Annotated in this window: 10 protein-coding genes; 6 read left to right on the top strand and 4 right to left on the bottom strand. The window is 62.7% G+C overall.

The features are described from left to right. Positions 1-33 precede the first annotated feature (33 nt). From wecB to IVB46_RS20105, 5 genes are all read left to right on the top strand, one after another. Positions 34-1,155, top strand: coding sequence for a UDP-N-acetylglucosamine 2-epimerase (non-hydrolyzing) (wecB, locus tag IVB46_RS20125; protein WP_080584044.1), 1,122 nt, complete (start codon positions 34-36; stop codon positions 1,153-1,155). Next, positions 1,152-2,417 carry a UDP-N-acetyl-D-mannosamine dehydrogenase gene (wecC, locus tag IVB46_RS20120; RefSeq protein ID WP_049812950.1) on the top strand — a complete coding sequence of 422 codons (1,266 nt, stop codon included), beginning with the start codon at positions 1,152-1,154 and terminating at the stop codon, positions 2,415-2,417. Before wecB ends, wecC begins: the two co-directional genes overlap by 4 nt. Next, on the top strand, positions 2,414-4,540 hold the full coding sequence (locus IVB46_RS20115) for a bi-domain-containing oxidoreductase (protein ID WP_038957522.1): 2,127 nt from the start codon (positions 2,414-2,416) through the stop codon (positions 4,538-4,540). The genes wecC and IVB46_RS20115 overlap by 4 nt, the downstream gene beginning before the upstream one ends. 357 nt (positions 4,541-4,897) lie before the next feature. Continuing rightward, entirely contained in the window at positions 4,898-6,535 is a 1,638-nt protein-coding gene (locus tag IVB46_RS20110) for a carbamoyltransferase C-terminal domain-containing protein (protein WP_208087785.1), read from the top strand. A 139-nt stretch (positions 6,536-6,674) separates the two neighbouring features. Further along, entirely contained in the window at positions 6,675-8,042 is a 1,368-nt protein-coding gene (locus IVB46_RS20105; protein WP_247309734.1) for a hypothetical protein, read from the top strand. Between the two features lie 84 nt (positions 8,043-8,126). On the opposite strand, the gene IVB46_RS20100 is transcribed toward IVB46_RS20105, so the two are convergent. The 3 genes from IVB46_RS20100 to IVB46_RS20090 form a co-directional block, all read right to left on the bottom strand. Beyond that, the gene (locus tag IVB46_RS20100; RefSeq protein WP_038957525.1) at positions 8,127-8,633 is read right to left on the bottom strand and encodes an HAD family hydrolase; all 507 of its coding nucleotides are present in this window, start codon (positions 8,631-8,633) and stop codon (positions 8,127-8,129) included. Between the two features lie 100 nt (positions 8,634-8,733). Next, positions 8,734-9,354 (bottom strand): VTT domain-containing protein, encoded by a 621-nt coding sequence (locus tag IVB46_RS20095; RefSeq protein WP_247309737.1) that lies wholly within the window; start codon positions 9,352-9,354, stop codon positions 8,734-8,736. Between the two features lie 510 nt (positions 9,355-9,864). Then, the gene (locus IVB46_RS20090; protein WP_247309740.1) at positions 9,865-11,088 is read right to left on the bottom strand and encodes an AMP-binding protein; all 1,224 of its coding nucleotides are present in this window, start codon (positions 11,086-11,088) and stop codon (positions 9,865-9,867) included. An 86-nt stretch (positions 11,089-11,174) separates the two neighbouring features. On the opposite strand from IVB46_RS20090, the gene IVB46_RS20085 reads away from it, so the two are divergent. Further along, complete coding sequence (locus tag IVB46_RS20085) at positions 11,175-12,326, top strand: AGE family epimerase/isomerase (RefSeq protein WP_208087783.1); 1,152 nt, start codon at positions 11,175-11,177, stop codon at positions 12,324-12,326. Between the two features lie 3 nt (positions 12,327-12,329). On the opposite strand, the gene IVB46_RS20080 is transcribed toward IVB46_RS20085, so the two are convergent. Further along, the gene (locus tag IVB46_RS20080) at positions 12,330-13,169 is read right to left on the bottom strand and encodes an ABC transporter ATP-binding protein (protein WP_135214483.1); all 840 of its coding nucleotides are present in this window, start codon (positions 13,167-13,169) and stop codon (positions 12,330-12,332) included. Positions 13,170-13,275: the final 106 nt, after the last annotated feature.

Genomic DNA, 13,275 nt, shown 5'->3' with positions numbered 1-13,275 from the left:
GGGTGAGCGTTGAGGCGGACAGCAAACCCGAAGATGCGAAAAGTCATTGCAATATTTGGAACGCGTCCGGAGGCCATCAAGATGGCGCCGGTCGTGACCGAGCTGCGGCGCAGCCAAAGCCTCGATCTGCGGGTCTGTGTGACGGGTCAGCATCGGGGCATGCTGGATCAGGTGCTGGATCTCTTCGCGATCAAGCCCGACCACGACCTCAACCTGATGTCGCCCAACCAGGCGTTGGACCAACTTACCGCCAAGCTTCTCACCGGGATCGGGCAGGTGCTGGATCAGGAGAAGCCAAACCTGGTCCTGGTCCACGGCGATACCTCGACCACGCTCGCCGGTTCGCTGGCTGCGTTCTACCGCAGGCTGCCCGTGGGGCATGTGGAAGCAGGTCTGCGATCCGGCTCGCTGTCCGCGCCGTGGCCGGAAGAGATGAACCGCCGGGTCGCAACCCTTGCGACCCGGTTTCACTTCGCGCCAACCGAGCGGTCGCGGCAAAATCTCCTCGCGGAAGCGGTCGATCCTTTCCATATCCACCTGACCGGCAACACCGTCATCGATGCGCTGATGGAAACCGTGGAGCGGCTGAGGAGTGCGCCCTCTGCGGGCGCCGAACTGCGAGGCCGGTTCAGCTACCTCGATCCCGATCTTCCGCTGATCCTCGTGACAGGACATCGGCGGGAGAACTTCGGTGACGGGTTCGAAAATATCTGCAATGCGCTGCTCGACATTGTCACACAGCATAACGTGCAGATCGTCTATCCTGTCCACCCCAATCCCAACGTTCTGGCGCCCGTCCAGCGCGTGCTCGGTGCACAGAAGCGGATTAATTTGATCGACCCCCTGGACTACGAACCATTCGTCTATCTGATGGAGCGTTCGCGTCTCATCATCACCGACTCCGGCGGCGTGCAGGAAGAGGCGCCGTCGCTGGGCAAGCCGGTCCTGGTGATGCGCGAAACCACCGAGCGTCCCGAGGCTGTCGACGCTGGAACCGTGATTCTCGTGGGCACGTCCCGGGAGCGTATTGTCGAAGAGACAACCAGGTTGTTGACCGACCGCGTTCACTATGGGCGGATGGCGCAATCGATTAATCCTTACGGCGACGGCCTCGCCGCAAAGCGAATTCGCAAGGTGATCGAGGATCAACTGTGAGCGACGTAAAGCTAAAAGCCATTTGTGTGGTCGGGCTCGGCTATATAGGGCTCCCAACTGCGGTCGTACTCGCCTCGCGCGGTGTTTCGATCGTGGGTATCGATGTCAGCGAGGCGGTCGTCGCCCAGATCAACCGTGGCCAGGTTCACATCGTGGAGCCTGACCTCGATGCGGTGACCGCGCGCGCGGTTCAGGTCGGAAAGTTGCGCGCGGCGACGAAGCCTGCGCCGGCGGATGCCTTCATCATTGCCGTCCCCACGCCATTTCATGATGGGAAGGCGGACCTCAGCTATGTCGAGGCCGCGGCTGCATCCATCGCGCCGGTCCTGAAGCGCGGCGATCTCGTCGTGCTGGAATCGACCTCTCCGCCAGGGACGACGGAACGGATGGCCGCGCAGCTTGCGGCTCTGCGCCCCGATTTGCAGATGCCCACTTCGGATGTCGAGGATTGCGACGTTCACATTGCCTATTGCCCCGAGCGTGTGTTGCCCGGACGCGTGCTGGTCGAGCTGGTCGAGAACGATCGGGTGATCGGCGGCATCACGACCAAATGCTCGGCGCGCGCCGAGGAGCTCTATCGCATCTTCTGCACAGGCAGCCTGCTGAAGACCAACGTCCGCACGGCGGAGATGTGCAAGCTGACCGAAAACTCGTTCCGCGACGTCGGCATTGCCTTCGCAAACGAGCTATCGATCGTCTGCGACAAGCTGGGCATCAACGTCTGGGAGCTGATCCGGCTCGCCAACCATCATCCGCGCGTCAATATTCTGCAGCCGGGCCCAGGCGTCGGCGGCCATTGTATCGCGGTGGATCCCTGGTTCATCGTCGAGGCGGCTCCACAGGAATCCCGCCTGATCCGCACCGCGCGTGAAGTCAACGACGGCAAGCCGTCCTACGTTCTCGAGAAGATCAAGACCGCCATCGCCGGCGCGCGGTCGGCGGGCGCCTACCCGAAGGTGCTGACGCTCGGTCTCGCCTTCAAGCCCGACGTCGACGATTTCCGCGAAAGCCCGGCGCTCGAGATCGCCGAAGAGGTGGCTGAGTGGAACAGCTGCGAACTGCTGGTGTCAGAACCATTCGCCGAGCTGTTGCCGGGAAAGCTTGCCACGCACAAGAACGTGCGCATGGTGCATGACCTCGCCCAGGCGATCGCCGAGGCGCATATCGTCGTCATGCTGGTCAATCATCGTGCCTACAACGAAATCGCGCCGGCCGAACTGAACGGCAAGGTGGTAATCGACACGCGCGGAGTATGGTCGTGAAGCAGCTTCTGGTCCGGTCGGGTAAGGTCTTCCTGCAGGACGTCCCGGCGCCCGTCGCCGGCCCGAAGAACGTGCTGGTCCGGGTGGAGCGTTCGTGCGTGAGCGTCGGCACCGAGATGGCCGGCGTCAAGATGTCAGGCCTCCCGCTGTATCGCCGCGCCCTCAAGCAGCCGCACCATGTCAAGCGCGTGCTTCAACTCATGCGCGATCAGGGCGTGGCGCGCGTCTACAAGCAGGTCAAGGGCAAGCTCGATGCGGGACTGCCGACCGGGTACTCGGCCGCCGGCACCGTCATCGCGGTCGGATCGGAGGTCGACGGAATCGCGGTCGGCGATCGCGTTGCCTGCGCCGGCGCGGGCGTTGCCAACCACGCCGAGGTCATCGACGTCCCGGTCAATCTGTGCGTTCCCGTCCCGCAGCAGGTCTCCTTCGACGCCGCCGCCACGGTGACTCTCGGGGCCATCGCGATGCAGGGCGTGCGTCGCGCGCAGCCGACGCTTGGCGAGACAGTCGTCGTGATCGGGCTCGGAATTCTCGGGCAGATCACGGCGCAGCTCCTGACCGCCAATGGATGCCGCGTCATCGGCACCGACGTGGACAACAAGCGCATTGCGACCGCGCTGGAAAATGGCCTCGATCACGGCATCAATCCGAACGACGGCAATCTGGTCGATAGCATTATCAAGCTGACCGATGGCTTCGGCGCCGACGTCGCGATCATCACGGCTGCCTCTGCCTCCAGCGATATTCTCGCTCAGGCTTTTCAGTCCTGCCGCAAGAAGGCGCGCGTGGTGATTGTCGGCGACGTCGGCCTGAACATGGCGCGATCGGACATCTACACCAAGGAGCTCGATGTCCTGATCTCCTGCTCCTACGGACCCGGACGCTACGATCCCGTCTATGAGGAGGAGGGCGGAGACTACCCGCTCGCCTATGTCCGCTGGACCGAGAACCGCAACATGGGCGAATATCTCCGGCTGCTCGCGGCTGGGCGCGTTCGGCTCGACAACATGTTGCAGGAGCCCTATCCGATCGACCGTGCCGAAGAGGCGTATGGCCGGCTGGCGGGCGAGGGTGAGAAGCCGCTGCTGGTTCTGCTGCAGTATCCGCACCGCGAAGAGGCCGTGCGGTCCGTGCTGCAGATTGCCCCTCCGAAGCCCGTCGATGGCCGCATCAAGATCGCGGTCGTCGGGGCCGGCAGCTTTGCGCAGGGCATGCACCTGCCGAACCTGAAGAAGCTTGGCGACAAGTTCGACCTTCGCAGTGTCGTGAGCCGCACCGGCCTGTCTGCGCGCACGGCCGCCGAGCGCTTTGGTTTCAGCACCGCGAGCACCGATTTTCAGGCTGTTCTCGATGACCCGCAGGTCGATCTCGTCCTCATCGCAACACGGCACGACCTGCACTCCGAAATGACCTTGGCAGCGCTGAAGGCCGGCAAGCATGTCTTCGTCGAGAAACCGACGTCGATGACCGAAGAGGGCTTGGACGCGATCGAGGCGTTCTACGCGGACAACCCGAATGGACCGCTCCTGATGACGGGATTCAACCGGCGGTTCGCGCCGGCTGTCACCGCGGCCCGCGAAGCGATCAAGGGGCGCCTGTCGCCGATGATTGTGAACTACCGCATGAATGCCGGCTACATTCCCTCCGATCATTGGGTGCATGGCCCGCATGGGGGAGGCCGCAACATCGGCGAAGCCTGCCACATCTACGATCTCTTCAATGCGCTCACCGGCAGCCAGCCCGTCGAGGTTCAGGCCCGGTCGATTGTACCGGCCAGCGGCCATTGGCGCCGCGACGACAATTTCGTCGCCACGGTGCGTTACGCCGATGGCTCGCTATGCACGCTGACCTATACCTCGCTGGGCTCGAAGGAGTTCCCCAAGGAGCGCTTCGATATCTTTGTGGACGGAAAAGTTCTCGTGCTCGACGACTACAAGCGATTGGAGGTCACCGGCGCAAAGGGGGGCTGGAAGGGTCTGACCATTGAAAAGGGACAGCTCGAGGAGTTGGTGGCGCTCGCCGAAGCCTTCAAACCGGGCGGCGAATGGCCGATCTCGCTCGCCGATCAGCTGTCGGCGACGCGGGTCAGTTTCGGGGTCGAGAAACAGCTCGCTGAGTGAGGCAGTGCGCTCCGTTGCAGTGCTCGGGACATAGTCGAACGATCGATGTATGCCCCGCGCTCTCCAATTTGGGAGTTTCGAAGACGCAGCCCGATCCTCTAACCCTCGATACGCGCCAAAAGACGGCGGATTTGCGCCCTTGCAGGCTCGAAGCCTCGTTGGTAACTATGCAACCGGCCAGGCCGTTTTCGTCCCATCTACACGTGCGTGTCCACTCGGTCGCAAGCGGTTCTCACCTCGGTCTGTAAGGCGAGCACGTCGCGGTAGAACTCGACCATACCATCCGCAGGATCTGAGTTTCTTGTCGGTCTTCTTTGTAGGGGGACTTCTTGAGAAGCGTTTTCGAGGTGTAAACGAATGTACGTGATCGGAATCAGCTCGGGGATCAAGCATGGTCACCATGATGGCGCTGCCGTGTTGTTGCGCGACGGTGAGCTGATTGCTGCCGCGGAAGAGGAAAGGTTCACACTGGCCAAGCACGCGCGCGGCGAGCTGCCGCGTGGGGCGATCGGCTTCTGCCTGAAGCAGGCCGGCATCACCATGCGCGACGTCGACTGGATCTGCTCGCCGCTGAAGACCTACACGAACTACACGCAGCGCCTCACCGAATATTTCAGGTACCAGTTCGGTCACAGCCCGAAGATCGAGCTCTACGACCATCACCTCTGTCACGCCGCGAGCTCGTTCTACGGATCCGGTTTTTCCGAGGCGACCGTCGCCTGCTTCGATTTCTCCGGCGATTCCAGCTCCGGTCTCGTCGCCCATGCCCGCGGTAACGACTTCCGCGTGCTGACGCGGTTCGGCCGCAACAACAGTCTAGGGCTCTATTACGGGATGCTGACCCAGTATCTCGGCTATCAGATGACCAATGACGAGTACAAGGTCATGGGCCTGTCGTCCTATGGCAGCCCCGACTATCTCGACAAGTTTGCGAAATTATTACGCCCGGCCGGCATCAATTACGAGCTCGATCCCGAGCTCGACAAGCGCCGGCGCGACGCAGAAATCTTTAGCAGCGATTTCTCGACGCGGCAGGAGCGCATCTTCACCGAGAAGATGGAGGAGATTCTGGGGCCGCGGCGCCTGCGTGGTGCGCCGCTCGACCAGCGGTTCACCAACATCGCAGCCAGCGGCCAGAAGCAGCTCGAGATCGTCACCACCGAGGTGATCCGCTCCGCGATCGCCGAGACCGGTTGCGGCGACGTCTGCATCGCCGGCGGCGTCGGCCTGAACTGCAAGATGAACATGGAGATCGCGGCCGAGCCGTCCGTGAAGCGTCTCTACGTTCCGCCGGTGCCGCATGATGCGGGCGTGGCGCTGGGCGCCGCGATGATGAAATGCGCGGAAGCTGGCCACACGATCGCACCGCTAACCCATGCCTATTGGGGACCGGAATATTCCAACGACACGATCAAGGAGACGCTGGACAAGATCGGGGCGCGGTTTGAGCTGCTCGACGATCCCGTGTCGCGCTGCGTCGCCGACCTGACGGAGCAGAAGACTGTCGGCTGGTTCCAGGGGCGCATGGAGTACGGTCCGCGCGCGCTCGGCAACCGCTCGATCCTGGCCGATCCGCGCCATACGGGCATGAAGGACCGCATCAACCTCACCATCAAATATCGCGAGGAGTTTCGCCCGTTCTGCCCGTCGGTGCTTTACGAGCGCCAGGCCGAATATTTCGAGGACACATTCGACGCGCCCTTCATGGTGGTGACGTTCCCGGTTAACGAGAAAGTCGCCGAGACCATGCCTGCGGTGGTCCATGTCGACAACACCGCGCGCATCCAGAGCGTCCATGCGGACAGCAATCCGCTCTACAGCCGACTGATCGGCGAGTTCGCGAAAGCCACTTCGTTACCGGTTCTGATCAACACCAGCCTGAACATCAACGAGCAACCGACCGTGAATGCGCCGCTGGAAGCGCTGCACACCTATTTCTGCTCGGGTCTGGACGTGCTGTATCTCGGGCCCTACCGACTATCGAAGCCGCGCTAAGCAAGTGGATCGGCACGGGGGAGCTCAACGGACCGATGATGCAGTTCGTCCGTTGTGGTCGGGGCTTCTCGCGAACCCGCCCGAATTGATGAAGGATCTGACGCCGTTTGTCCGACGAATGTAGTGCTAGAGCGATTTCATGAACTTCAGGAAGATGCGACGGGGCAATCTGGCCGTCGGTGTGGCGGTCTCCGCCTACATCGCGACCTCGGGTGCCGCGGCGCTAATTCCGTTTCCTGTTGGACAAGAACAGCTCGGCCGATTGTTCTTTCCTCAGGAAGTTCCTTACGCGTGGATGACCACGCTCGGATCTCCAACTTACTGGCTTTTGTTTCTACTGACGCTCGTCGTTCTGCCGATTGCTGCGATCGCTACCGAGAAGGTCTTTGCGTCAGCAAGCCTCACATTTTCCGACGAGGTGCCCCTGTGGATTCCGCTGGTGTTGGCGGGCGCCATGATCGCTTTCTGCGTTTACAAGCTTGCGCAGGCGGGCGGCCTGTCCGCGAGCGAGGCGTGGGATCAGAGCCTGTGCTACGAGGAGAAGATCCTGAGGCGGGTCGAATTGTTCAGTCTGCTTGGTAACAAGTACTATTCGTTCGTCTATTCAAGTCTGCCCATCATCGGTTGCTATCTGCTGGCGCGGGGGTTGCTCAAGCGTGAAAAGATCAGCCTCGGGGCCTGCGCGGCGCTGAGCGTGATCGTTCTTTGGCTTGATGTCGCAACTGTTCAGAAAGCACCGGCGCTTCTCTATGTGCTAGTGCTCGGATTGACGTTGGCGCTCTCTGGATTCGGCCTCGTGCGCAGCGCGGTCGTGACGATCGCGGCAGGAGGAACGATCTACCTGGCCCTGGCTCTGAGCCAATTTTGCGAAGTTAAGAGCACCGGCCCGACGCTTGCGAGTCCCCCGGGACGGTCGCTCGCGGTTCCGCTGCCCGGTTCGGACTCATCGTCCCCGCTTGGCTCGCCATCAACCGCCGATGGAGAGCCGTCGGAGAGCGGACTCAGTGGAGTGTTGAAGAAGGCAATTTGGATCGTGCGAACGGGCGTATTCAGGATGGCGGTTGGAATTCCATACTATGTGCAGATATTTTCGGATCCCGATCAACGTTGCGGCATAGTGCGGCCGACCTTCAGCGGACTTCTTGCTCCGCAGCCTTGCTATCCGGCCACGAAAGTGTTCGCAGTGATTTATCCCGCCATCACATACACGACGGGTTCGCAACCGGCCGGTGTGGGCCTGTCAGGCTATGCTGAGGGGGGACTCTTTTACGCTGTCTTGGCGACCGTGATCGCCGGTTCACTAATTGGTTTAATTTCAGTCCTTGCGAGGGGCAACGATCCCGTGAACATTGCCACGCAGGTGGCAGGCTGCCTCTACGCGTATTACGTGACTCAGGTACCTCTAACGGCGACGCTGCTGGATAGCTACGGCCTCGTTTGGTTGATAGCTCCGCTTGCCGCAATGCGTGCGCTGACATGGATGATCAGCATCACTCTCCGAAAATGACGCGCCTTGCGTCGCAAGCTGCTTGATGTCGGTCACCTCGATCAGCTTTGTCGGCGTGCTAGACTTGGGTTGAATCGCTCACGCTCAGCGCAAGGAGAGCGCTTGCCGCACGAACGCTTCGAGGTTTCCATCCTGAAACAATAGGCCCCGAATGCCCGCAGCTTCGGCCGCCTCCATGTCGCTTGGCTTGTCGCCGATCAGGATGCTTCTTTCGGCCGCCACCGGAAAGCGCTTGAGGAGATCGGTGATCATGCCGGGCGCGGGCTTGCGACGGTCGCTTACGCGTCGATAGCGCTCGATGGCGGCTTCGGGATGGTCGGGACAGTATTCAAATGCGTCGATGTGCGCGCCGATCACCGCCAGCTCCTTCGCGATCCAGCGATGGAGAGTCTGGACGTCGCTCTCCTCGAAGAACCCGCGCGCCACACCCGACTGGTTGGTGACGACAAAGGCAAAATAGCCCGCCTCGTTGACGAGCTTAACCGCTTCACGGGCGCCGTCTTTCCACTCGAACTTGGTCGCCTCGAAGACGTAGCCGTGATCGTGATTGAGTACGCCATCGCGGTCGAAAAAGACCGCCGGGCGCGCCATTGTCGCTGTCATCCGCCGCCCCTGAAAAGTTGTGATCTCTCCTCACAGCCCTTCAAGTGGTTTGTCAAGGACTCGAAGCAGAGTTGCGCCCCTCTCGATGCTAGCGGATGGAATGACAGCCCTTGTTGGGGCCGTCCGATCGACCGCGCAATCTCAGCAGTTTTTGGACGCGCCACGAAATAAGGGCGATGATCGCAACTGTCACCAAGATTGGCACAACTGTGAGTTCGACGGGCTTGTCCTCGAGTAAGGACGCTCGGCCGGTGGCGCCGAGGAAGGTGAACAGGAAGACCTGCGGGGCACTGAATACCAGGGTGGCCAAGATGAACGACATCGGATGGATTCTTGTAAGCCCGAAAAGATAGTTTTGTAACGCGCTCGGCACCGGAGCACCCAGTCGCATGAGAGCGACGATGCGCCATCCTTCCTTGTCGACAGCTTCGGCTATCGCCTCCAATTTAGATCGTTGTTCGAGCTTTCGTCGAAACCACCCGGACGCGATATAGCGGGCTAACAGAAACGCCAGCGTTCCTCCCGCTGTGCCGGCCACCAGAATGATCGGGGCCGCCCCAATTCCAAATGATGCGCCGGCCGCAACGATAAGGATCGTCCTAGGAAAGACTATCAGCGCCGCCAACCCGAAGAACAGCGCGAGAACAGCACCCGATGTGACGGAAAGCTGCCCCAACCCCTGGAATGCCTCGATGATGTAATCTGTCATGGGAGTTTGCTTTGCGCCATATGTGAAGTCTAATCAACCCGCCCAAAACCCATGGGCGGGTGCATCCGGACCTTGGATTGATTGACCCGAATCGTGGCTTTAGGGCAGGAGTGGCAACTCCCGGTAGTGCTTTTTTCGGATAGTAGTGAATTATCGTGGGTAAGGAATTTTTCCGTGCCTCGCGCGTGCGTCGCGCAGCAATTTGTTCGATTGGGATGGCGGGCGGTGTGGGGCTCGCGCTACTCGCCATTTTCGGCCTTTTCGACGATGCACTTGAGAGGCGAATGTACAGGGGTTGCCTAACGGGTCATCCGGACAGGCCGTTCCTCTGCCTGACCGAGGAGCGCGCCTTACGGCTCCGATTTTACATGCCTTAATATCCCCGCCGCCAACAACGACCGACGCACGTCCGTGCCACCAAAGAGCGCGAGAATCTCGGCCGTCGCGCCTGCCTATTTGAACCGGTCTCGCGCAGAATTCCCTGTTACCAGGGAATTGGAATTTGAGCGCTTACCGCTCGTCCGCGATCACCTTGCCGTCGTTCGGCAGCGCGCCCGGGCTGACCAATTCGACATTGCCGCCGAGTTTCGTTACCGCTCGCAAGGTGCCTGCAATTTCCTCGCGCAAGGCGTCGCTCGCGGCCGCAGTTTCCGCTCGCAGCGTCATCGCATCGGCCTCGCCCTTGCGCACGACGACGAGGCGCAGGCGGCCGAGCGCGGCATGGCGCTTGCCGATCTCGGCGACCTGCTCGGGGCGGACGAACATGCCTTTGACCTTGGTGGTCTGGTCGGCGCGGCCCATCCAGCCCTTGATGCGCATGTTGGTGCGGCCGCATTTGCTCGGGCCCGGCAGCGCTGCCGTGAGGTCGCCGAGCGCGAGACGGATCCAGGGATGGTTCGGATCGAGCGAGGTTACCACGATCTCGCCGACGTCGCCCGGCGCGACGGGATCGCCGGTGCCGGGTTTGACGATCTCCATGATCAGATCCTCGTTCACGACCATGCCCTCACGCGCCTCGGTCTCGAAGGCAATGAGGCCGAGGTCGGCGGTGCCGAAGGCCTGGTAGGCGTCGATGCTGCGTGCCTTGATTTCGGCTTGGAGCGAGGGCGGGAAGGCCGCACCCGAGACCAGCGCGCGCTTGATCGATGAGACGTCGCGCCCCGAGCCTGCTGCGGCATCGAGCAGAATCTTCAGAAAGTCCGGCGTGCCGCTGTAGCCGACCGGACGGTAGGCCTCGATCAGCTCGAATTGCTGCTCGGTATTGCCGGGGCCGGCCGGGATCACCGCGCAGCCGAGCGCGCGGGCCGAGGCATCGAAGATGAAGCCGCCGGGGGTGAGGTGGTAGCTGAAGGTGTTGAGCACGATGTCATTGGGACGGAACCCTGCCGCGAACAGCGCCCGCGCACCGCGCCAGGGATCGGCCTGCCGCCCTTCAGGCTCGAAGATCGGACCGGGAGAGGTGAAGAGGCGGGCGAACGATCCCGGGGCTGCCGGCACGAAGCCGCCGAAGGGCGCTGAGGCCTTGTGCAGGGCCGGCAGCTCCGACTTGCGCAGCACCGGCAGGCCCGCCAGCGCCGCCCTGGAGGTCACGGCGGCCGGATCTATGCCCTTCAGCCGCTCGGCGTAGGCGGGTGCGGCCATTGCGCCGCGCAGCACGTCCGGCAGGCGGGAGAACAGCTCCGCCTCGCGCACGGCTGGTTCGCGCGTCTCGCGGGCGTCGTAATGGGCGGTCATGGCTGGTCTTTCCGGGTTGGCATCCGTTGCACGCCGCCGCCGGCATGGGTATCAGACGGCCAGTATCGAGGCGTGGAGAGGACGCGATGGCGGACGAAGGCATCATTGTGGCGGACGAGGCGGCGGACGTCGTCGCGCGCCTGAAGCGCCGCATGATCGACGAGGCGCTGCCGCTGTGGTCGTCCGTCGGCTGGGACGATGCGGCAGGCGGTTTCGTCGACCGGCTGCACCGTGACGGCACGGCCGACACGGCCGCACCGCGGCGCGTGCTCGTGCAGGCGCGCCAGATCTATTGTTACGCCAAGGCGGCGCAGATGGGCTGGTACCCTGGGGGGCGCGCCATCGCGCTGAAGGGGCTGGAGCATCTGCTCAGCAAAGCGAAGGCGCCCGACGGCCGGCCTGGCTACGTGCACCGGCTGACGCCGGACGGCGCCGTGCTGGACGGCCGACGCGATGCTTACGACCACGCCTTCATCCTGTTTGCGCTCGCGGCCGCCTACGGGCTCGACCAGGATGCGCAAATTCGCGCCGAGATCGATGCGCTGCTCGCCTTCCTCGACGGCCATCTGCGCTCGCCGCATGGCGGCGTGCATGAAGGCCTGCCGGTCTCGCTGCCGCGCCGGCAGAACCCGCACATGCATCTGTTCGAGGCGATGATCGCGTGCTTCGATGCGACCCACGATCTGTCGTTCCAGAACCGCGCCGGCGAGTTCTTCGCGCTGTTCCTCGCCAATCTCTACGACAAGCAGAAGCGGATCCTGACGGAGTATTTCGAGGAGGACTGGTCCAAGATCGAGCCCGTCAGCGTCGAGCCTGGCCATCAGGCCGAGTGGGTCTGGCTGCTGAAAGGGTTTGAACGCATCACGGGTTGCCCGACCGGACAGCGTCGCGCCGAACTGCTCGCCACCGCGCTGCGCTATCGCGACGAGGCCACGGGGTGCCTGGTCGACGAGGGCGATGCCAACGGCAACATCCGTCGCAGCACGCGCCGGCTGTGGCCGCAGACAGAGATGGCCAAGGCGTGGATCGCGCAGGCCGAGTCCGGCGAGGCGGGCGCTGCGGACGAGGCGCGCGCGGCGCTGGTGCGGCTCGAACGGCATTATCTCAGCCATCCCGTGAAGGGCGGCTGGTACGACCAGTTCGATCGCGACGGCAAATCGCTGGTCGACACCATTCCTGCGTCGTCGTTCTATCATGTTCTCTGCGCAGTCACGGAAGCGGAGCAGGTGCTGAGCTGAGTTTCACAGCCACCGTTTGCGCCGCTTGAAGCTCTTGAGGTTCTTGAAGCTCTTGCGCTGATCGCCGGCGCCGCCGAGGTAGAACTCCTTGACGTCCTCGTTGTCGCGCAGTTCGTCCGCGGTGCCGTCGAGCACGACCTTGCCCTGTTCCATGATGTAGCCGTGGCTCGCAACCGACAGCGCGGCGCGGGCGTTCTGCTCGACCAGCAGGATGGTGACGCCGAGGTCGCGGTTGATCTTCTGGATAATCGAGAACACCTCTTTCACCAGCAGCGGCGACAGGCCCATCGAGGGCTCGTCCATCAAGATCATCTTCGGGCGCGCCATCAGAGCGCGGCCGATCGCAAGCATCTGCTGCTCGCCGCCTGAGAGATAACCGGCAAGGCCGGTGCGCTCCTTCAGGCGCGGGAAATAGTTGAAGACCATGTCGAGATCGGCATCGACCTCGCGATCCCTGCGGGTGAAGGCGCCGAGCTTGAGGTTTTCGAGCGACGTCATGTCGGCGACGATGCGCCGGCCCTCCATCACCTGGAAGATGCCGCGACGCACGATCTTGTCGGGATCGATGCCGGCGATAGCGGAGCCCTCGAACAGGATCTCGCCGCGAGTGACCTCGCCGTCCTCGGTCTTGAGCAGCCCCGAGATCGCCTTCAGCGTCGTCGACTTGCCGGCGCCGTTAGCGCCCAACAACGCCACGATCGCGCCCTTGGGCACGTCGAGGCTGAGGCCTCGCAGCACGAGGATGACGTCGTCGTAGACGACCTCGATGTTGCGGACGGCGAGGAGGGGCGGTGCGGGCACGACGGTCGGGGAGGACCGTGTTGCGTCGATGATTTCGGTCATTGGGTATGCCGCCAATCTGCTACTGTCGTCATGCTCGGGCTTGTCCCGGGCATCCACGTTCTTCATGCCGAGTGGTCAGACGTGGATGGCCGGGACAAGCCCGGCC

The sequence above is a fragment of the Bradyrhizobium sp. 61 genome (genome assembly GCF_023073075.1).
Taxonomy (GTDB): Bacteria; Pseudomonadota; Alphaproteobacteria; order Rhizobiales; family Xanthobacteraceae; genus Bradyrhizobium; species Bradyrhizobium barranii.
This window is presented reverse-complemented; position numbering and strand designations above follow the sequence as displayed.

Bases quoted from the DNA above. Each gene is read 5' to 3' on its own strand.
- wecB (WP_080584044.1), top strand. From the start codon at position 34: ATGCGAAAAGTCATTGCAATATTTGGAACGCGTCCGGAGGCCATCAAG.
- IVB46_RS20110 (WP_208087785.1), top strand. From the start codon at position 4,898: ATGTACGTGATCGGAATCAGCTCGGGGATCAAGCATGGTCACCATGAT.
- IVB46_RS20105 (WP_247309734.1), top strand. From the start codon at position 6,675: ATGAACTTCAGGAAGATGCGACGGGGCAATCTGGCCGTCGGTGTGGCG.
- IVB46_RS20100 (WP_038957525.1), bottom strand. From the start codon at position 8,633: ATGGCGCGCCCGGCGGTCTTTTTCGACCGCGATGGCGTACTCAATCAC.
- IVB46_RS20095 (WP_247309737.1), bottom strand. From the start codon at position 9,354: ATGACAGATTACATCATCGAGGCATTCCAGGGGTTGGGGCAGCTTTCC.
- IVB46_RS20090 (WP_247309740.1), bottom strand. From the start codon at position 11,088: ATGACCGCCCATTACGACGCCCGCGAGACGCGCGAACCAGCCGTGCGC.
- IVB46_RS20085 (WP_208087783.1), top strand. From the start codon at position 11,175: ATGGCGGACGAAGGCATCATTGTGGCGGACGAGGCGGCGGACGTCGTC.
- IVB46_RS20080 (WP_135214483.1), bottom strand. From the start codon at position 13,169: ATGACCGAAATCATCGACGCAACACGGTCCTCCCCGACCGTCGTGCCC.